The sequence below is a fragment of the Alteromonas sp. DY56-G5 genome (assembly GCF_041414725.1).
GTDB classification, from domain to species: Bacteria; Pseudomonadota; Gammaproteobacteria; order Enterobacterales; family Alteromonadaceae; genus Alteromonas; species Alteromonas macleodii.
Map to the genome: position 1 here is coordinate 1 of NZ_JANHZQ010000060.1, position 18,611 is coordinate 18,611.

22 protein-coding genes are annotated in these 18,611 nt (G+C 37.0%); 10 read left to right on the forward strand and 12 right to left on the reverse strand.

The genetic code is table 11. From position 1 onward, the window contains the following. Positions 1-155 precede the first annotated feature (155 nt). From NO989_RS19695 to NO989_RS19715, 5 genes are read right to left on the reverse strand one after another with little or no spacing between them, the layout of a single operon-like run. The gene (locus NO989_RS19695; protein ID WP_348681324.1) at positions 156-638 is read right to left on the reverse strand and encodes a hypothetical protein; all 483 of its coding nucleotides are present in this window, start codon (positions 636-638) and stop codon (positions 156-158) included. After that, positions 607-1,392 carry an EAL domain-containing protein gene (locus tag NO989_RS19700; protein ID WP_371343059.1) on the reverse strand — a complete coding sequence of 262 codons (786 nt, stop codon included), beginning with the start codon at positions 1,390-1,392 and terminating at the stop codon, positions 607-609. The genes NO989_RS19695 and NO989_RS19700 overlap by 32 nt, the downstream gene beginning before the upstream one ends. A gap of 4 nt (positions 1,393-1,396) precedes the next feature. Continuing rightward, positions 1,397-2,125, reverse strand: coding sequence for a hypothetical protein (locus tag NO989_RS19705; RefSeq protein WP_371343050.1), 729 nt, complete (start codon positions 2,123-2,125; stop codon positions 1,397-1,399). Then, positions 2,125-2,586, reverse strand: coding sequence for a hypothetical protein (locus NO989_RS19710; RefSeq protein WP_371343051.1), 462 nt, complete (start codon positions 2,584-2,586; stop codon positions 2,125-2,127). The genes NO989_RS19705 and NO989_RS19710 overlap by 1 nt, the downstream gene beginning before the upstream one ends. A 12-nt stretch (positions 2,587-2,598) precedes the next feature. Further along, on the reverse strand, positions 2,599-3,471 hold the full coding sequence (locus NO989_RS19715; protein WP_348681321.1) for a GGDEF domain-containing protein: 873 nt from the start codon (positions 3,469-3,471) through the stop codon (positions 2,599-2,601). 466 nt (positions 3,472-3,937) lie between these two features. On the opposite strand from NO989_RS19715, the gene NO989_RS19720 reads away from it, so the two are divergent. The 4 genes from NO989_RS19720 (at position 3,938) to NO989_RS19735 (ending at position 8,146) form a co-directional block, all read left to right on the forward strand. Then, a complete protein-coding gene (locus NO989_RS19720; RefSeq protein ID WP_348681320.1) occupies positions 3,938-4,543 on the forward strand; it encodes a hypothetical protein in 606 nt (201 codons plus the stop codon). Continuing rightward, complete coding sequence (locus NO989_RS19725; RefSeq protein ID WP_348681318.1) at positions 4,543-4,965, forward strand: hypothetical protein; 423 nt, start codon at positions 4,543-4,545, stop codon at positions 4,963-4,965. The genes NO989_RS19720 and NO989_RS19725 overlap by 1 nt, the downstream gene beginning before the upstream one ends. A gap of 10 nt (positions 4,966-4,975) precedes the next feature. Next, the gene (locus tag NO989_RS19730; RefSeq protein WP_348681315.1) at positions 4,976-6,262 is read left to right on the forward strand and encodes a HipA N-terminal domain-containing protein; all 1,287 of its coding nucleotides are present in this window, start codon (positions 4,976-4,978) and stop codon (positions 6,260-6,262) included. A 78-nt stretch (positions 6,263-6,340) separates the two neighbouring features. Further along, positions 6,341-8,146, forward strand: a complete 1,806-nt coding sequence (locus NO989_RS19735; RefSeq protein WP_371343052.1) for a hypothetical protein — start codon at positions 6,341-6,343, stop codon at positions 8,144-8,146. A gap of 74 nt (positions 8,147-8,220) precedes the next feature. On the opposite strand, the gene NO989_RS19740 is transcribed toward NO989_RS19735, so the two are convergent. From NO989_RS19740 to NO989_RS19755, 4 genes are all read right to left on the reverse strand, one after another. Continuing rightward, complete coding sequence (locus tag NO989_RS19740) at positions 8,221-9,405, reverse strand: acyltransferase (RefSeq protein WP_348681312.1); 1,185 nt, start codon at positions 9,403-9,405, stop codon at positions 8,221-8,223. Then, positions 9,402-9,830, reverse strand: a complete 429-nt coding sequence (locus NO989_RS19745; RefSeq protein ID WP_348681311.1) for a hypothetical protein — start codon at positions 9,828-9,830, stop codon at positions 9,402-9,404. The genes NO989_RS19740 and NO989_RS19745 overlap by 4 nt, the downstream gene beginning before the upstream one ends. Before the next feature lie 134 nt (positions 9,831-9,964). After that, on the reverse strand, positions 9,965-10,384 hold the full coding sequence (locus NO989_RS19750; RefSeq protein ID WP_371343053.1) for a hypothetical protein: 420 nt from the start codon (positions 10,382-10,384) through the stop codon (positions 9,965-9,967). A gap of 183 nt (positions 10,385-10,567) precedes the next feature. Next, positions 10,568-11,143 carry a hypothetical protein gene (locus tag NO989_RS19755; protein ID WP_371343054.1) on the reverse strand — a complete coding sequence of 192 codons (576 nt, stop codon included), beginning with the start codon at positions 11,141-11,143 and terminating at the stop codon, positions 10,568-10,570. A gap of 240 nt (positions 11,144-11,383) precedes the next feature. Here NO989_RS19755 and NO989_RS19760 point away from each other — a divergent pair, with 240 nt between their 5' ends. Then, positions 11,384-11,590, forward strand: coding sequence for a hypothetical protein (locus NO989_RS19760; RefSeq protein ID WP_348681306.1), 207 nt, complete (start codon positions 11,384-11,386; stop codon positions 11,588-11,590). A gap of 12 nt (positions 11,591-11,602) precedes the next feature. Further along, positions 11,603-12,154 (forward strand): hypothetical protein, encoded by a 552-nt coding sequence (locus NO989_RS19765; protein ID WP_371343055.1) that lies wholly within the window; start codon positions 11,603-11,605, stop codon positions 12,152-12,154. On the opposite strand, the gene NO989_RS19770 is transcribed toward NO989_RS19765, so the two are convergent. Continuing rightward, positions 12,137-12,511, reverse strand: a complete 375-nt coding sequence (locus tag NO989_RS19770) for a hypothetical protein (protein ID WP_139125498.1) — start codon at positions 12,509-12,511, stop codon at positions 12,137-12,139. The two genes, NO989_RS19765 and NO989_RS19770, sit on opposite strands and share 18 nt — an antisense overlap. Positions 12,512-12,864: 353 nt before the next feature. Continuing rightward, positions 12,865-13,194: a hypothetical protein gene (locus NO989_RS19775; RefSeq protein WP_371343056.1), complete on the reverse strand. Its 330-nt coding sequence runs from the start codon at positions 13,192-13,194 to the stop codon at positions 12,865-12,867. 210 nt (positions 13,195-13,404) lie between these two features. On the opposite strand from NO989_RS19775, the gene NO989_RS19780 reads away from it, so the two are divergent. Together NO989_RS19780 and NO989_RS19785 are read left to right on the forward strand one after the other, a co-directional pair. Beyond that, complete coding sequence (locus NO989_RS19780; protein ID WP_371343057.1) at positions 13,405-13,614, forward strand: hypothetical protein; 210 nt, start codon at positions 13,405-13,407, stop codon at positions 13,612-13,614. A 213-nt stretch (positions 13,615-13,827) separates the two neighbouring features. After that, positions 13,828-14,568, forward strand: a complete 741-nt coding sequence (locus NO989_RS19785) for a hypothetical protein (protein ID WP_371343058.1) — start codon at positions 13,828-13,830, stop codon at positions 14,566-14,568. A gap of 428 nt (positions 14,569-14,996) precedes the next feature. On the opposite strand, the gene NO989_RS19790 is transcribed toward NO989_RS19785, so the two are convergent. Continuing rightward, positions 14,997-16,109: a replication protein RepA gene (locus tag NO989_RS19790; protein ID WP_348681047.1), complete on the reverse strand. Its 1,113-nt coding sequence runs from the start codon at positions 16,107-16,109 to the stop codon at positions 14,997-14,999. 127 nt (positions 16,110-16,236) lie between these two features. Between NO989_RS19790 and NO989_RS19795 the strand changes: the two genes are divergently transcribed. Continuing rightward, positions 16,237-17,379: an AAA family ATPase gene (locus NO989_RS19795; protein ID WP_348681046.1), complete on the forward strand. Its 1,143-nt coding sequence runs from the start codon at positions 16,237-16,239 to the stop codon at positions 17,377-17,379. Then, positions 17,372-18,331 (forward strand): ParB N-terminal domain-containing protein, encoded by a 960-nt coding sequence (locus tag NO989_RS19800; protein ID WP_348681045.1) that lies wholly within the window; start codon positions 17,372-17,374, stop codon positions 18,329-18,331. The genes NO989_RS19795 and NO989_RS19800 overlap by 8 nt, the downstream gene beginning before the upstream one ends. Positions 18,332-18,611: the final 280 nt, after the last annotated feature.

The window sequence follows — 18,611 nt, forward strand, 5'->3', positions numbered from 1 at the left end:
ACTATTATCGACAATTAGGTAAAGATGCGGCAGCATAACTCAAACAAATCCGCCTCCGAATTTACCGGTGCGATTCAGAGCATTTCTTCACTTATCACATCACCTTCAACTTCATATCTAAATGGAACTACATTTTTAAAAAAGTAACTAAACATTTATCTACCCATACAAGATTTTTCGTATTCAAGTTCACCCCTTCTATTTGCCCAAATACCTTTGTATAAGCATCTAGCCTCTTCTTCAGCAATCAATAATGCATGGTTCAGGTGGTAGCGAGTATTAACTCTAAGATATCCACCTTTTATTAGGAGCAATGCTAAAGAAGTGCCATCAAAGGTCAGATCACCTTTCAGCAAATCACCTGAAGCGTCTTCCAATGCGATTCCTACTAACCTATTCCCTACAATTTCTTCTATATACGCACAGTATTCTTGCACCAGAAGTGAACTTGAGCAGTTGCTATCTAATTGCGAAAAGTCAGGCCCTAATAGCTCAAACTTGATGACTCCTTTTGAGAGTTCAATTTCAAGTATATTTGGCGACAATATTCTCTTCACAACACCAACTGGGTGGGTTTCTCCCGCTCTGGTAGCAAGAGAAAGAGCGCTAAGAATTGCAATTAGCAATATTTTCTTCATTAATAATCCCTAACGAGTTTTTATGAGAACTTACAAAGTCTTTGAATGGAATTGGTTTAGAAATATAAAAGCCTTGTACTGTAGTAACTCCTAGTTCCTGCAACGCAATTAATTCAGAGGTAGTTTCTATACCTTCAACAACTAGATCCAGTCCCAGCTTTTCTGTTATTGAACATATGCTACTAAAAAATGCTTCCCTCACCTCGACATTGAGATTTAGGAACTTCTTATCTGTTTTGACCTTATCGATATCGTAATTAAAAACCGCATCGAAATTATTCAACCCAGTTCCAAAATCATCTAGAGCAACCTTAATTCCGTGTTTTTTAAAGCATTCGATATAAGCTTCTAAGTTTTTTCTATCACTAAGGTGACCTACCTCGGTAACTTCAATTTCGACTTCTCCTGCTTTGGGGTATTCCTTTCTCAGCTTATGTAAGAAAAATTCAATCCCACTATACATTTCAGATGCATCAAGGTTGCAAGCTACCCTGCCATTAAAGCCTTCAATACAAAGAGCCTCGCTAACTCTAAAGGCCTCTTCAAGAACCCATTGTGAAAATTTTGCTTTATATTTAGAGTTTCTGATTAGGGGCAGAAAAAAATGAGGCTCTATTGATTTTCCGAGATGGTTAACCCACCTAACAAGAAGCTCGATTCCAATTATCTTGCCGGTTAAAACGTTGACCTGGGGTTGCAAAAACATTTCGAGCTTGCCTTTACAAATATGCGAGGAAATTAGTCGATTAAGCATATTTTCACTCACTCTCACTTAACCTGCATTTGTGTGGTTCCTTTCCACCCGATGTCCATATGAAAGGGCTTTGCGCCGCAGAATTGTTTGCAGTGCTAATTACAGGATGCTCCTTGGCAAATACATCCCGTTCGATTAGAGATTCAATACATGAAATTGACGTTATGTAGTAACTTAGATTTGAATTAGAATCTCTTTCAGACATTAAATAAGATATGGTGGTAGCGTTTTCTTCATTCACCAGAATTTTGAAGTATACTGAATCCCCATCGTTGACATGATAACCGCTCACCACACTAACCCGGCCCAATATCTGCGCCATTTCCAATTCATATCTTTTGAGCTGGTACCATATTCCCCCTTGCCTATTGAGCAACGGTGGCATTGGAATAAGGTTATCTAAGCCATACACAACAACTTCGTCATATTTAGTTGTAACATCATTTATTAGTCCTGCAGCATCCCATTTTTTAACTTTGGGATTAATGTATTCTTCAAATTTTTTTATAAAAAGATTTCTATCGAATACATCTCGGAAAGGCTTTGAATGGTAACCGTCTGCGTAACTTAATTGATACTGAGCAACAGATAAGTACTCATTTGTACCTTCAAATTTTTTGTTTATGGCTAAGTTAGTTAGACTGAGATCCTTGTTAAGGTCACCAGAGAGAAGTAGTGGCGCTGCATTTAGTTGAAAACTAAGTAAGGCCACGGATACGAATGTTCTTAACACTATAGTTCACCTAGACCTTTTCTATATCCAGCATGGACAACAATATAATTAGGTGAATCTCCCCTCTTATAGTCCTCTACATTAATACACTGAAGTGCTGCGCTATAGCCAAGTTCGAAGAGTTCTTCATATGACGTATCTAGGCTATTAATACCTTTAAGTTTGTTTTCTAAATTGTTATCAATTGGATTAATGGTTACTTCATGGGTTCCGATACTAAATCCAATTACAGTGCTACTAACTTCAACAACCAACGTTGTTGAATCGGGCTTTTTCTTTTCAAATTGTTCTCCGATAAAATTAACTTTTAAAGAGCCATTGTTTATTTTATCCGTTATTTTCTCACCTACCACACTGGTTAGAAGAGACTTGAAATGTTCTTCAGCTATGTACCCATGAACCACTACATGCTCTAATTTATCGAGTAAAGACGCGTCGAAATTTTTTGTTAGTTCACTCACTTATGCTTCTCCTTAAAAGCTACTTTCTTCTACTACTACTTTGTTTCTACCGTCCTCTTTAGCTTTATATAAAAGCGCGTCCGCTCGCTTAATTACTTTGCCGAAAGCTTCTTGTTGAATAGCTGGATTAGTAGCACCAAAACTCATTGTCACATGCACAATTTCTGGTGAAGTATTGACGTTTCCGCGATTGTCCTCACTGCCTTTTTTTCTTTCATTTTTATCTCGAATTTTGAATTCATAATCGGCAATGCTTTGGCGCACTTCTTCAATGAAAGGAAATACTTCATCTGGGCTTTTATTAGGAAATAATAAAGTAAACTCTTCTCCGCCCCATCTATATGCTTTCCCACCCCCTTTCACTGCAGAGAGTTTACCTGCAACCATTTTTAACACCTGATCTCCTACACTGTGGCCATACTTATCATTAAATTTTTTGAAGTAATCAACATCCGCCATGACAACTGTGTAATTAGTACCTAGAGAGCTAGTATCAGAATCAAGAGCTCGCCTTCCTTTTATTCCAGTTAGTTCGTCGTTGTATGCCATTGCATAAGTGTCAACTAAGAGGTTTAAAATACATGCAGATAAAATTAGTAACCCGATAAAATTATTGGCTACCATGTTATGTACTATCAACATACAGAAGACACAGATGAATAATGAGATTGTAAAGTTATTTCCTGTAGGCTTCAGAGCTAAAGCCAGTACCGCAAATGTGAAAATCAGACTAATTTTTAGAGTATTGAAAACTTGGATAGCTACATCTGATTGAATTGCATTTATAACAGCTATTTTGACTAACAAGGCAAGAACGATCATGCCTAAGAAAATCGCGACTCCTTCGAAAGCCCGCCCCAAGCTTGGCGCTTTGTCTTTCATCATAATTATGAAGCAAAATGAATAAATCATCCCCTCGATCAAGCTATGACGATAAAAGTCTGTAAAGGCTAAAAGAGGACTAACCAATAATATGCATTCTGAAATAAACAATATGAGAAGCGAAACTGATACTCTCGATTGTTTAAATTGCCACGCTATAAGCAACGCTATGAGGTTTACAATCAACGACAGGAAAGGTATCTGGCTTATGCTGGTGGCTATGCTCGGGGGGGAATAAAAAAATGAGTTCCCGATAAGTAGAGCGAGTCCTAAAATTGCTAGCTTCTTGGCTGATTGGCTTATGTCACTTGGTAAGTACATCACTATTGGTTTGAATAAAAAGTTTGGTGCAAGATACAATATCTAACCTAGCTAATAAGCTAGTATCCCGACTTATTTGAAATTTGTCCTTTCCATCAGACTATATAAAAAATAGAGTTCCCAGACCCAGAAACTGTGAGGGATGCTCGTGAGCCGCCAACTATTGATTTATACTAAAGACATAGAAGCTTTAGGCCATCAAGGTCTCATCACAAGAACGGCCATTATTGGCAGTCCTGAAGTAGGATGGGGATTGTTGATCGAATATAAGAAACAATTTCACCTACTTTGTTCTGTAGGAACTACTAAATTGCGAGTAATAAAAACTCATCTATCTGTTTTTAAACTCCTTAAGCGCTTCGAATTATCCGCAACCCTTTATGAAATGGACAAGTCAATGAAACAGGCTGCTCAATCATTATGTGCTATTTTTGTAATGGCGCACCTAGATATCACACCAGAGAACTTCGGTGACATAGATAACAAAGTTATTCAAATTTATCTCCAGGTTCTACCTTCTGATGCCCGTTCTGCATTTGAAGCTGATGAACTCATGGAACTTATAAGAGATACTGTTGTTGATCCTTCGCTGAAAGTTGCCCAATTACTCGGTCAAATTCAAATATTAGACATTGAAGATAAAGTAGCCCTTCAAAATCTGTTCAATGAATTTAGTCAGATTTCTGAAACTTCTTCTCAATATCAGTCACACGTTCAAAGCATTGACCTAGTTCTCTCACAAGCTAACAGATAATGAAAAGCTCTAGCTCCGATGAATACAAAGGGTTATTACTTGAAAGGCCAAGTATCAATTCTGATCATATTGTCAATTATTTAGAGTGTTTAGGAGATTCATTCAGAAGGTTCAGAAATTCACACGATGCATCGTTGCGCTCTAGAGCGAACTTTGGTGAAGAGGTATTGAGCAAATATTTAGGTAACTCTCCAGCAAGAACTACTATTGAAAGGTGTGAGCAAGGTTCTCCGAATTCTACATGGGGTATTGTAGCCTCTTATATATATGAGATGGGTGCTTTTCCTGACCTCATTAAAGCTGTTTCTTACGGTCAACAGCCTACTTTACAAATAATGCAACTTGTTAGGAAGAAAGCTAAAAATGAACTTGTTGAATCAGCAAATGCTGCAACTAGAAAATTGAACGCTCCAGTCAAATAGGCACTCTAGTTTGAAAGATTTTATACATGTCCATAAATGGTCGAACAAGGAACAGTGCTACCAGTATGTAGGTCACCTTCTATATGACAATAAATATACTGATGGCGCAGTATCATTCCATTATGATGATGATTATTTGGCTAAATCCGGGGCCGAATTAGATCCTATGAATTTAAGCCTTTCCAATAAAACTAAGGCATACATAGAACCTTCTACTAAAGGGATTATCCCACCTTATTTTCAACAATTTCTGCCAAGCTCTCTTGGGTACTCTTTATTTAACAAATGCCTCGAAGGCTTCGATAAATTAAACCAATTCCAGCAATTATCAGTAGTCAGTGAGTTGTATGGAGACAGGGGAGCAATACACTTAAACGGTCAAAATGAACAGAACAACTCGATGATCGAGTCTGTTGACGAGATGCTGTCTATTATCGTTGCAATTGAAGGGGCAAATGTCGATAGCCTAGTTTTGCCATCATTAGAAAAAATGCTTCCTTATAATTCAGCATCGGGTAATAGGTTAATCTTTAACATTAAAGAAAAGCATTCTTCTCAATCATATTTTTATAAGCATTCTGAAAGCACTAGCTTTGATGAACACCAAGCACGACTATTAACATTCAAGTTAGAGACTCAATGTACAATTGACTCTGCAGCGGTGAAGATGGTCGATATGAATGGTGTTCAGGTCTCTTTTCAAGAAAATTATAAATTTGCTAATCATGAATCAGGAGTGAAAATAAGGCTAAATTCAGTTCCTTTTTCAGCACTTATTTCTAATAATCCCTCAGCTCATGGGCATCTAGATTATGGTGTGGCATCACAAATTATTAAAAGTTTTAGTTCTGAACCGGAAGCGGATTTAGATGAGCTTTTTCGCAGAGCGTTATTCTGTGGACATCTAAATGTAACTAGTAATGGCTTAAACAATCTAGAGTTGATGGATATCGGTCACAACGAGTGGCGTCTAGCACCAGCTTTTAACAACCTACCTAACCCTTATCATACTTCAGTTTTTGACTTAGCTTTTTCTGATGGTCTTCGGGCAAAGAAATTTTTTTCTATCGATAAGAATTTTGCTGAAGTATTAGCTAGACAAGTTTCCCCCGAGGGGATCTCTGTTGTAGAGACGTTCGCCGATATTACAGAAACTGTAAATTCGTTTAAAGAAATAGCAACTGAAAATAATATCGATATCCACACCCAAGATGTTTTTAGCAAGGCCATTGCCACAAGTCATTTGGCAGGAAAAACTCAGCTATCAGAACATAAAAATGGACATACCTTGCGTTAAATCTCTTTTCTTTTAAATTTGCATGATTGGGGCTGAAGGCTACTTTACAAAAAAAGTATCACTGAGGTTTTTCAAAAAATGGCAATAAAAAGGTATGAAGTTGTTTTGTTCCCCGATAGGGCATCTAAGGCAACTTTCTTGCGTGTCCAAACTCAAGCCCTTCGTGGAGAGTTGGCTTCCAGCTATCTATTTCTAACAGTTGTAGAGCTCGTCGAGTTTTTGTGCGTTAGCATATCTAATGATTGTTCACACGAACTTTTCAAAAAACAGATTCTCGATGAAGAAAATATATTTATTCATTGGATGGAGGTAGTTAGTACCATCCCTCCTAAAGAGGCAAATGGATTGCAAACTGTTGCTCATGCTCTGGGGGTCGGTTACGAGAAAAAGTTATATTGGCAGGACAAAGACTATTTACCACTGCATGTGACAAAAGATTACTTTGAAACTGTGATTGAAGAAGTTGATAAAACAAATAATATCTGGATAACAAAGGAGTGCGCAATCAATAAATTAATCAGTTGTAAAGACTCCATAAATATCTCTATTAGTTCAGTAAAGCTATATGGCTTCCGCTCCTTACCTCCACTTTTAATATCCCTATTTAACGCAATCTCCGCACCCTACAAAGAGCTAGAGATTGATAATCCCGCATGTTTTTTTGGGCAAAATACACCCAAGTTAGAGCAAAAAAAGTTGTTGCGAAACACTTCATACGATATATACAGGTTAGACAGCGACTCTATAGGGAACCCAATAAGTGCCCATTCGAAAAGTGCATTTTCAAATATCTTGCTTGAATTCAGAGCCGTCACTCTTTATGTGAATATATTAAAAGTAAGCGGTAAGCTCTCTCCCGTGCAGGATATCATTTCTATAATATCCTCTCCCCTCATTCCAGGATTTAATGACGAATCAAAATTAAGGTTGGAGTATTGCCGGTATATTAATAGCCTAGGTATCTCAGAAATTTCATTGTATGACATTACTAAAATTGTTCGTTGTCCTCAAATACTGGCTTTGGTGCTTTCTATTTTTCTAACTGAAAACAATAATCAGGGTAGTCAACATTTCTTATATGAGTGGATGACGGCATTTTCGAAGAGTATTTCTTTGCTATTCAGAGGCTGCGGAAGTGCAGGTGTACCAGAAGACGTTTCAAAGTGCACAGATGTATTTAGTTCCATTTGTTATCAAATAGGAAAGTATGAATTCAAAGTAAGAAAAACCTGTCGTGAAAAAGCGCTCGAGTTTTTGGAAGCTCATGCTCTTAATGAGATGAAGAGAGCTGCCCCCCAGACATTCATGGATAACCCAGACTTATTAGAAATGAATGTGCCACTTAAGCCTGAAAGGGATGGTTACTTTGATGCGTCTAGTTATAGCTCAAACGCTCGATTGTGTAAGAATGAGATATTTTTATTTCTGGTAAAGAGCACTATAAATCTATTTTGGAAAAAACATAGAATACAAAAAGAGTTACTTAGGTTCACCATTGAAGAGCTAGAAACAGAACTCAATATTTATCTAGCAAAGCAGATTGAAAATCTCTTTGATGACGAACCCATCTCAATCCTGTTCGAGAAAGAATTAGGATTAACCGTTATCAACTGCTGTATTGATTTATTAAAGCAAGATATGCAAAGAAAGCCATTTATGGTTGAGTGGGTAAATTTAGAATGCTATTTCAACCAACCTCTGTACCACCCCGATAGAGTCCATGAGCGGTTAGACGTCGAAATGGAAGCGGGAGCGTACACCAAAGAGATTTACGTTAAGTATCATTTTCTCGGTGGTATTGCTCCGGATGGAGAAAGTCTTGAAGCACCAAATGTGTCATATAAGTTTTTAAATCAAGAGCAGAAATATAAAGTGGCCATTTAAAAGCTATCGGTTCTCAGCTCTTTAATCTAAGTGCTCTATATTGTGCCCCCTTATAGTTGGCGCCATTGGATTTTTTAGATTGGCCGCCCGACCTTATTAGTTTTGAAAATACGTTCCCACTTTAAATTAAGAACAGGCCTTTCCACATATTTATACATGCTAGCCCCTATTATCAATGAAGTTACGAAAGAGAACAGGCCAACGGTAAGGGTGCTAGTAAGCCATGTATTCTGCATAGAAATATGTAAGGACATTCCAACGGAACACAGAACGAGGTAGTGACTTAAATAAAACCCAAAGCTGTACCTGCCCACCATGTTCAGAAAGGGAGAATTTAGAACTACTTGCATAGTGGGTGTGATAATAATTAAAAATAGAAGGAAGAACCAAAGTATCCCCGAAGTTACATATGTCGACATGCCCCGATGAAACTCTGTGTCTAAAATACCTAAAGGATGCGTGCTACCCCCTTTTACATCATATAGTACAAACCCTAAGCAAATTAGAACTATTAATATCTTAAATGGTTGCATACTTAGGTGAAGATCTTTTATCAGCTTTAGGTTGAAATATAAAAATGCCCCTAATGGTATCCCTATGAACGCATAGTCTTTCCCTAATGCAATGAGAAGGCCCATACTTACTAAACCTAATAAAACTTGAACTTTAGGTGCTGAATCCAGGTGCCTGAGGAAGAATATTAGAGAGAATATGATCACGCCAAACCACATCTCAGGGGCTATGGTCCAAATTACAGGGTTAAAATCTGCATTAACAAAGAAAATAGAGTAAAAAGCCCCTTGAGCCATTAACTTGAATAATTCTGGTTCATTACCAGGTAAATAAAGCGGAGCAATTGCGGACATATTTAATGACAGAAATTCTTCGAAAGAGAACATTCTCAACATATGAAGACACCAAACCGCGATTAACGCGACCGTCACTGGTACCGCTAACCTAAGATAGCGTTTAACGCATCTTTCAAGAAAATTTAACTTTGAAAAATATACGCTTTCGAAAGAAGCCTTAGTTAATAAGTATCCAGATAGAACAAAAAAACCTGAGACAGCAAAACTTCCATCAATGAACAGTTGCGCAAATGAGAAAACAAGCAATTCGTCGGCTAAGTTAGCCGTTGATGTATGATCAATTTCCCATAATGTACTGAGTGGGTAGAATATTTTTAAGAAATGCTCATTAAAGACGACAATTGCTAACAATCCCCGTAATCCATCCAAATATTTTGTCCTGCTGCTCATTGTTTATTAGCCTTTGATTTGGCTATTAATTCTATATCTTTAAACATCATAGCATCAGTATTTTCCATTGGTTTTCCCCCAATAGAAAAGAGGTTTCTTTTACTTAAAATTTCACCCACACTTGAGATAAATATACCTTGCTCATTCCAATAGATGTCATGTCCATCAAAAGTTTTAATAGGTGAGCGGTCTTTGAATACAATTCTTCCGTTCCGATCCATATAAACCGCTTTGGGTAGCGCAATTATTTGTTTACCATCCAAGATAAAGACATGTTTTTCAATTCTTGAACCATCATAGCTGATGAGCTGAAATGGGCCCTCTTCGTCTAAAGGGGGGGGCATTGCGATACTAGATATATTTTCAGAAGGTGAGCAGCCTGCTAAAACGATGAAAGAAAGTATATATATGCAGTTTATTTGCATCTTAGTTCCGGACTGTAAATCATTGAACAATTTTAGTGGCGGAGGTCGACAGAACTAAGTCAAAACTTGCGATAAGTTGGGATTTTACTGTAGTGATGGGGGCCGAGAACTTAAAGCCCCCATTGGGAAGGTATCTAATTCACCTTTTTTATTGATACCGGGTTTTCCTCTGATTCCGGTAAGCTCCGGTCTAACGGTTCAATTACATGTAAGTCATCAGGGTTCAAATTATCGGGATTTTCCAGTGGTTCCGGCTCGATAACATTGATGCCTTCGAACTTAGCATAGCTACCAACCCCGCTAAGGATTGTGTGAACAGCGATTTCTTCAACACCTTTTTTCGATTTACTTAACTCTATGAGTGCTTCGAATTCTCCTTGGGTAATTTTGCCAGCAAACTTCATATTAAGTATGTAGTTTTGAGCTATTAGCCCATGCATCAGTGCCTGAACGTATTGCTGTCCTTCCCTACTCTCTAAAGCTTGCTGTATTTCCTTATTTACTCTTGGCTTATAAATAGAGTCCGAGACCCTCTTCAGAATTTGTTTTATCATTCTTCTACCCGAACAAAAAGTTTGCTTTTCACTAGCCGTAATTATTCTTTTGATAAACTCTAATAGGTGAGTTGGCTGGTGAATTGATATCGATAGGGGCTTACCCTAATAATGATATTTTAACACATTTTTTTATTCGATTTACAAAAATGAATTTTCCAAAAGGACTTCAGAATCTGAACTTCAGCTCCCTATCCACCTAATATCATGAGATTTAACACAATAGACAGCAAAATGAACCGAATCGGTACTATCTAAAGCATTGTTTTCATGTGGATTAACCCCCCCAAACCCGCCGAGAATAAGCTTCACGTTCATTTCATTTAGATCTGTGATTTCGTGGCATATATGTAGGTAATAGTAATAATCTTCCTTTTCAAAACAGAGCGTAGAGTGAATCTGTTTCTCTAATGGCTCAACGTATACCAAACTAAATTGATGATGAAGAAACCAGAGAACCGTAGGGTTTTTAAGGACTATATTACATTCTTTAGTGATATCTTCGACAAACCGCTTTTTCTCATTATTTGATACCCCGGTTTTAGAAACTTCGATGCTAACTAACCTTTCTAAAACAATTTGGTCAAACGAATTATCAAAAGTCAGTCTGCGTTCAAATGTATGGTGTAATGTTTTGAATAAAGCATAAACTTTGTCCTTTGAAAGTTGCTCACTCCAGTCATATCCCCTCACCCTACTCCGGCTTCCACTAATATGATGTGGATATCCTTTATGGCTTTCAGTACTCCAGATTTTCAATTTTATACCTCAAATTCTTCTAGCTTTTTTTAATTTGGAATAGCAAAAACTCTCTTTCAGAGTGGAATCTGCACGGTTCCCATAAACGCCCCATTCAAAGATAGTTGGGAGCTTTCTACATAAGACAATAGAACCTTGGTGAGGGCAAATATGTGGGAAATTTAGATAAGTAGGATTATTGATAAGTCTCGCAATGAGAAGCGTGTATCATTATTTTTTTTACAGTCCAAAGGAAAAATTATGTCAAACATTCTCGAAAAACTAACTCCCATTGAAAAGCATGGATTATTTTTTATAATCATCATGATAGTAATGACGATTGTTACAGGGGGCTATTGGAGTGGTTTTGTGTCATCTTTGGCTATTTTTGGATGCCTGCTCCCTATTGAAAAAAAGGAAGATATTCTAAGAAAAATTGAGTTTGGCAACTTTAACAAAACGAAATAAATATTTCTCGCCATGATTAACAAGCTAAAAAATCTAATCAATAAGAAAAAAGGTTACTCTTTCCTTTATGAAGAGCACCAGTTAGCTTTTGAGATTCTATGCCTAATTCCTGTCAAATCTTACTTTGGTAAGGAATTACCTACCAACCCAATATCTCCACCTTTTTTCAGGGCTTCCTGTTTACCGGCTTCCAATAAACGAGTACATAATGCCGTTAAAGCACACATGCCTTTTTTGCTTTATAACGTTTTTAAGTTTTATGGAGCCCCAAAAGATAAGCTATTGTTAGATAGTTTACATAAATTGGATGTAGAACTGCGAAGATTGAAAGATAAAGGAAACCCTTGGGTTCGATTCGGGGTTTGGGTTGCGAATTCTGATATGGGGTTAAAGGAATGCCTGAGTTCGGTACCCCAGGAGGAGCAGGTGGAATTGAATCTATCTCGGCCTGAGTACGATATGGTTCTAGATGAATCGGTATCTGAAATTAATAACTGGTTTTTAGAAAACTGGGAAAGCCAAAAGAAGTGGCTTTCCCAGCTAGAACTATCTACTACCAGCTGATAATAAAAACTTTGCGTCAGGCATAAGCTCTGCAGACATAGTCAACTGCAGAGTGTCTTGCCAGCGCTTAGCTGTGAGTTGAGTTATTAAGGGAACTTTGTGTTTGTATTCAGACTCGACTAAAACGGGCTTTTTAGTGTGTGTCCAACCAATCTCTTTGGTCAAGTCATGCTCAGCGAAAACAATTCTTGGTCTTCTAGATGACCAATACCATACTCCATTGTTTTCTTGAAAAGCATATTTAGCTTCTTCAGGGAGAGGAATATATAGACCATCGATGACCAAAACTGGCACCTTATAGTTATTCATTCGGCCATTCCTTTCTGAAGTATTCAAGCTATCATTTTTATTGCTCATTAATACTACCGACTATTTAATACCACTTAGTGATGAATGGTTTCACACCATCCTTGTGGTTTTAACTATAAATATTAGAGAAACCTCTGATTCTTCCTATGTACCCTCTGAAAATACATAAAAAGTAAGTATTTCTCTTAAACTCAGTGCATATTTTAGTGGTTATTTCGCTAAAAAGAAGAAAAATTTTTCCTGTACTAATCAATTATTCTTTGATTAATATCTTTAGACAAATGGTTATGGTGCATTATTAGACGCTACATTTAATAGTAAGTATGGAATGAGATAACTTAGTACCATTTTATTAGTAAATTATAAAACCAAGGTATGCATATTCATACATAACAAAAGCATTAATGCTTATTACAAATTAATATATCAACCTTTCGGATAACTTCACTTTCAACAGGAATTTCCGATACTTTTTGTAGTAAATGTACATATAAGCTCGTAAGTCCGTCTGATGTACTAGCCTTTTGTGCAAGCGTGTATGTTTCTTTAGTATCTAGCACCCCATTCATCATTGCCAACGTTAGGTAGTTTGTCACAAATTTTTTCTTGGTCAGTTCTGCAACATAAACCTTCAAATCCTCTTCAAACCCGTTACTTTCCACAACTTCAGGTACTTTTGGTTCGAACATTCTTGACTCGATTTTATGTATAGTGCTCTCAATAGACTTCATAATTTTTCTCTTAATTTTTTTTTAGTATATGAATATCCTTTTTATCCTCACGCTCTTTACTGGCTATTTTGTATTTTTTAGTATGATTATTTGTTTTTTGTTTAATATTCATCCGTAAATTTGCTTTTTCTGAGTTATTGGTATTTTGATATGTATTTTCCAGGCCCAGTACTATATTAGTAGGCTACCTTTATTCACAAGAGATTCTAAATGTTGGATATTCCTGACTATTTCCATGTTTTTGACCTAAACACACATGATCAACCTTTGGTAGTTTACGAAGAAGAGTTAAAGCATTTATATAAACAATTTTCATTGAGTGAACAACAACTTGAACTAGCATTACTTAATGAAGAAGTTGAGAGCCATTCTCACAGAGTAATGCCTATGAGAACGGATGTTTATATCCAAAGGGACTAATATCCTCTAAATCGGATTAGCGCTTGTGTCTTCAGCAACATATGAAACTATAGTGGCCCCGAATTGGAGATTAGTCCTATGCACAACAAATTTTTAATAACCATTTTCACAACAACTACACTATTTGGGTGCCAAGACAGTTCTTTTAGCTCATCTGAATCTTTATCTAAAGCAAAAAATATAATTTCTTCATCTCAGAAAGAGGGGAATTACATGAGCCCCTACCCAGCTCTTGTAAACTCTATGCTACCTCTGTTTCAGGCATGTAAAATTGGAAGATATTCAGAGATTGTTGGCGTAAACGGTCCACTAACTGAATTTTTGAATACCCAACAAATTATCTCGACGCAAGATGACCTTTCTGAGTATCTACTGGATTATGATAATGATGCATCTATTCAACTCAGAACTACAAAGTCCCTGAAAGCATGTGAAGTAGCTAGAATAATTCAAAGTGCAGTAACCCCTCGCGCAGTCTGGGATGTTTACCCGTTTGCTGCTGATAATCTAACTGTAAGAGATTCGGCCATCTCTTACATGAATATGCTATTAACTGAAACTTTAGTTACCAGTTTATATTTTTCTTATTTAGCTGAAGCGCTACCTTCCAAGGAATTAATTAGTGAAGCTCAAGTGTCAGAACTGGCATTAAATTTTTATTTGGATGAGGAGGTGATCGAAGCATTCCTACAAGACTTCTCTATCACCTTTTCGCATAAGCGAGTATTTGCAATAGACACACTTACTGGTACCGGCGTCAATTTCACATCAAGCGATGGCTTTTATTACTCTACTCACAATAATAGTGTCCCTTATGTTAACTACCTGGGCTATGAATGGTTTAGCCCTTCAAAGCTTGAAGGTGTTCAATTTACCATTAATACTTCATTCTCTGCGTTAAAGGACAAAAAATTTCCTTCTTTACCAGCACTTAACAATCTAATTAACGAGTAAGAGTAATCGATTTATACTTCCTATTTTTATACTTACCCTACTTGAAAGATCTACTTGGCAATGCTTGAAAGCCAAGTACTACGGGGGGTGTAGCGGTGCGCTCTCCTAGTTGATCCATAACGCAATCACTTGATCGTTTTATTCTCCATATTGATCTCAATTTTCTCCAACTTGATCTAACATCTCTCCAACTTGATCTACTTTTTCTCTACTTTGATGCTATGGGTTATGAAAAGATATCGTCATCAACGTTGTGCTATCTACCACCATATCTAGCTATTTTTATTTTTTTTGATTTTTTTTATAAATTATAAAAGAATATTTTTTTTTATTTATTTATAAATCTTTTTCGAACATTTGTGTTCCCCATAGCATGAAGTTGGAGAAAAAAAAGGCCAGCTAAATGCTGGCCTTTCTTCATGGGTGTCTCATACTATTTGAGTTTTCGTGGGCAAGATTATCATCGCCTGTTTTTTGATAACTACGTTGCACTCAGGCCAAAACTTCTTCAGTGAATCTAATGCTTTCTCAGCTTTTGGTCTAAACCTCCATAGTTCTTCTTTTATACCAAACTGTTTCATGAGGTCTTCGAGCTTTATAGGAATTATCTTACGCGTGTTTGCCCTATAGGATATAAATGCATACAGGTCTAATGCGAGAGGACTCTTTTTAAGCTTTTTTATTGTTTCAAGGCTTAGCGGCACGGGGTGAGCCTTTATTTCTTTATAATACGTGTTTGATAACCTAACAAATACCTCTGTTTTTTCAGTGAAGCCCCCTTTAAGGGTTTCAAAGGACTCCTTTTCATCAAAAATTTTGAATGTTACCTGTTTAGTGTTTATTTCTAGTTGGCCGCTTTCATTGAAAGTCTTTTTGGAGGTCTCATGGGAAAATTCAGTTTTAAATAACCTGTCCAGTTGATTCAGTACTTGCTCATTGGTGCCGCCTTCAATGTAAGAGGCTCTATACCCCAAAGCTTCAACAAACTCCTTCAGGTTTTTCCCTAGTTTTATTTTGTCAGTTCCATATTTAACAGCGATGGTATTTATGTAGAGGATAATTAAACGTGGTATTCCACCATATGGTAATGATTGATTACCAATTGCTGAGATTGTTAGTTTATTATTAGGGTATTCTGTAGATATTTCCTTTTCATCGGTCTTAGATAATGGAAGTGTATGCGCGCAAAAAGTTGAGTATTGGTACCAAATCTTATTTTCCGAACCTGCTTCTAACTCCTTTAAAGCTGATTCAATCTGTGCTTCATAGTCATCTTCAATCTCTAATAAAGGATAAATTGCGACGAATTTATTAGTAATCGTTTTAGGTTCGATATTAGTAGTTTGTTCAACTGCTCTCTTCAGGGCCTCGTTAACTTTAATCTGGTCATATTTAAGATGCTTAATAGATAAAAGAGCTAAAGCCGCTCCGTGGTAACTACCATCATTAAATTGAGAGCCTATATAGGTCTTAAGGGTTTTGAGGTACTCTTCTTTATGAGAAAGCATCCCGCTCGCTAGAAGCTTATTTTCATTTTCCATCACTTTTTCTGCAATTTTTAAATTTTTCTGGTTTTTCTACTAGTTTTACTTTTTTTATTTTTTTCTTGTATTAGTATAAGTAGACACATTATTCGCGATCATTACATGAAATTATAAGGTAATTCAAGTGTCAGAAACTTCTTTAAAAGCCGTAACAAATGCTATGGACTTGTTAATTCAGCAAGCTAGACAAGCTGGAATTTCACCTCATTCCATAAGACGTATGAGACTTTTTTCTACCAAAGAAGTCTGCAACATCATTGGCAAAAGTACTACTACTCTTTACAACGCTGAGGAGTCGGGAGTGATTGAGCCCCCCGAACGCGACCCTGCGACTGGCAGAAGAATTGGTTATACACTAGAGCAGGTTAATACTCTTAGAAATCATTTTGGCATTGTCCCTAAAGCCAAACGAAATAACCCAAATGAAAGACTTGGTATCACTACAGCACTTTATAATTTTAAGGGTGGTGTTGGTAAAACTACGACAGCTGTAAATATTTCTCAATACGCGGCTTTACAAGGTTATCGTACATTACTTATTGATATGGACTCTCAGGCAAGTACTACGGCATTATTTGGTATCATTGCCGATGAGGAAATATCTGAAAACGAGACCGTGTTGCCATATACACTCTATGGCGAAAAAAACTCGTTGTCTTATGCAGTTCGCCCTACTCATTTTGATAATCTTTATATCATTCCTGCCAACCAACATCTGAGTAGTTCTGAGTTTGAAGCAGTATCCCAAATCAGTGGCGGCTCACAAGAAGATGCTCTGGAATATTTTCAGCGTTTGAAGGATGGTATAGATACTATCAAAGATGAATTTGATTTTATCTTCGTTGATGCCCCACCAAGCTTAGGCATAATTGGTATTCAAACTTTACTTTCAGTGGATAATATCATCATCCCCTGCCCTCCCAGAATGTTGGATTTTGTAAGTACCAGGCAATTTCTAGAAACTGCCACTCAGTACGTAACTCGTGTCGCTGAAGACAAAACATTCAATAGCATTAAGGTAATGGCGTCTATGTATGATAGACGTAATACAATGAGTCGTGAGTTCATGGAAGTTATGAACTCTGTTTTAGGTACTCACATGTATGCGAACCAGATGTTACATTCTGAATCTATTGATAATTCGTCGGCTGTCTTCCAAACTCCATGGGAAGCAGAGAAGCCAGATAAGCGCATCACAGACAATATGCGTTCTTTATTCAATGAAGTTATTAATGATTTAACTTTAAGGAATGGTAATAATGGCTAGAAAAAGCAATATCAACAAACTTTTACAAGCTGCGAGTAGCAGCACCTCAATTCCTGCAAAAGACCCTAGTTCCGAGTTGCCTAATAAGCCTTTATCAAGCAATCCAGCAATTGATCTTGCTATGGGGGCCAACCAGAAGCGCGCTCGTTCTATTAAGGAGCCAATCCTCCAGCTTGAACATGATCAGGTAGTTTTGTTCAAATACCATGACCGTCATGAAAGCGCCATAGACACCGACAAATTCCAACAAATTAAAAGGTCTATTACTACTGAAGGTCAACATTTTCCAGGTATTGTTCGTAAAACTGACAGAACTCTTAAAGACGGGAGAGCTGTATATGAACTCATTGTGGGCCGTATTAGATTTGAAGCAAGTAGAGATGTGGGAGTATTTAAAGCATTTCTCAAAGAGCTTAGTGATGCCGAAGCCGTTAGGGTCATGCTTTCTGAAAATGAGGATAGGCAAGATATCACGCCTTTTGAAAGGTGGTTGTCAATCCTTCCACTGGTTGAAGACGGCATTCTAACTAATAATGAAATTGCAGATTTAATAGGCTGGGATAAAGGGAACTTATCTCGCTCTCTAAAAGCTAAAAAGTTTTATGATGAGTGTAATTTATCTAATTATCTTTTAGATGTCTCGAAGGTTAAACTCCATCAGTTGATTGAAGTCGCTTCTCTTTATGATAAAGACCCATTATCAGTCCAGAATGCAATCGACTTAATTTCTGAGAAATATAGTTCGAAAAAAGATAATCTTTTTTTAAAAGCTATTGTTAGTCATTTATCCGAGCAAGAAAAGCCTAAAACTGAAAAGATATTCCTTGATGGTTCCAAAGTTATAATCAAAAAAGTTGGAAACAATGTTTCAATTTCCTTTGATGGCCTCCCGAAAAAAGACGCCTTAAACGAAGTTATTTCAACGTTAGAAACTATTGGTGCACTGAAGTAGTTGAGGGGCCCTAGCCCCTCTAATCCCCTTCAAGCCACTTTTAAACTTCCAATATCTCCACTTTTCTTTCCACGAACAACCAAATGTATATACTGTTTTTCCTGAGTATGTAGGTCTTAAAATAGTTGTAAATTACAACTATCATACATTCGAACCGGTTAGCTATGAGTTGTAAATTACAACTACCCTTCATTCGTACCGCTTAGCTATGAGTTGTAAATTACAACTACCCTTCATTCGTACCGCTTAGCTATGAGTTGTAAATTACAACTACCCTACA

Bases quoted from the DNA above. Each gene is read 5' to 3' on its own strand.
- NO989_RS19785 (WP_371343058.1), top strand. From the start codon at position 13,828: ATGAGCCCCTACCCAGCTCTTGTAAACTCTATGCTACCTCTGTTTCAG.
- NO989_RS19750 (WP_371343053.1), bottom strand. From the start codon at position 10,384: ATGATAAAACAAATTCTGAAGAGGGTCTCGGACTCTATTTATAAGCCA.
- NO989_RS19715 (WP_348681321.1), bottom strand. From the start codon at position 3,471: ATGATGAAAGACAAAGCGCCAAGCTTGGGGCGGGCTTTCGAAGGAGTC.
- NO989_RS19725 (WP_348681318.1), top strand. From the start codon at position 4,543: ATGAAAAGCTCTAGCTCCGATGAATACAAAGGGTTATTACTTGAAAGG.
- NO989_RS19780 (WP_371343057.1), top strand. From the start codon at position 13,405: ATGTTGGATATTCCTGACTATTTCCATGTTTTTGACCTAAACACACAT.
- NO989_RS19695 (WP_348681324.1), bottom strand. From the start codon at position 638: ATGAAGAAAATATTGCTAATTGCAATTCTTAGCGCTCTTTCTCTTGCT.
- NO989_RS19760 (WP_348681306.1), top strand. From the start codon at position 11,384: ATGTCAAACATTCTCGAAAAACTAACTCCCATTGAAAAGCATGGATTA.
- NO989_RS19800 (WP_348681045.1), top strand. From the start codon at position 17,372: ATGGCTAGAAAAAGCAATATCAACAAACTTTTACAAGCTGCGAGTAGC.
- NO989_RS19770 (WP_139125498.1), bottom strand. From the start codon at position 12,511: ATGAGCAATAAAAATGATAGCTTGAATACTTCAGAAAGGAATGGCCGA.
- NO989_RS19765 (WP_371343055.1), top strand. From the start codon at position 11,603: ATGATTAACAAGCTAAAAAATCTAATCAATAAGAAAAAAGGTTACTCT.
- NO989_RS19740 (WP_348681312.1), bottom strand. From the start codon at position 9,405: ATGAGCAGCAGGACAAAATATTTGGATGGATTACGGGGATTGTTAGCA.
- NO989_RS19745 (WP_348681311.1), bottom strand. From the start codon at position 9,830: ATGCAAATAAACTGCATATATATACTTTCTTTCATCGTTTTAGCAGGC.
- NO989_RS19790 (WP_348681047.1), bottom strand. From the start codon at position 16,109: ATGGAAAATGAAAATAAGCTTCTAGCGAGCGGGATGCTTTCTCATAAA.
- NO989_RS19735 (WP_371343052.1), top strand. From the start codon at position 6,341: ATGGCAATAAAAAGGTATGAAGTTGTTTTGTTCCCCGATAGGGCATCT.
- NO989_RS19700 (WP_371343059.1), bottom strand. From the start codon at position 1,392: ATGCTTAATCGACTAATTTCCTCGCATATTTGTAAAGGCAAGCTCGAA.
- NO989_RS19775 (WP_371343056.1), bottom strand. From the start codon at position 13,194: ATGAAGTCTATTGAGAGCACTATACATAAAATCGAGTCAAGAATGTTC.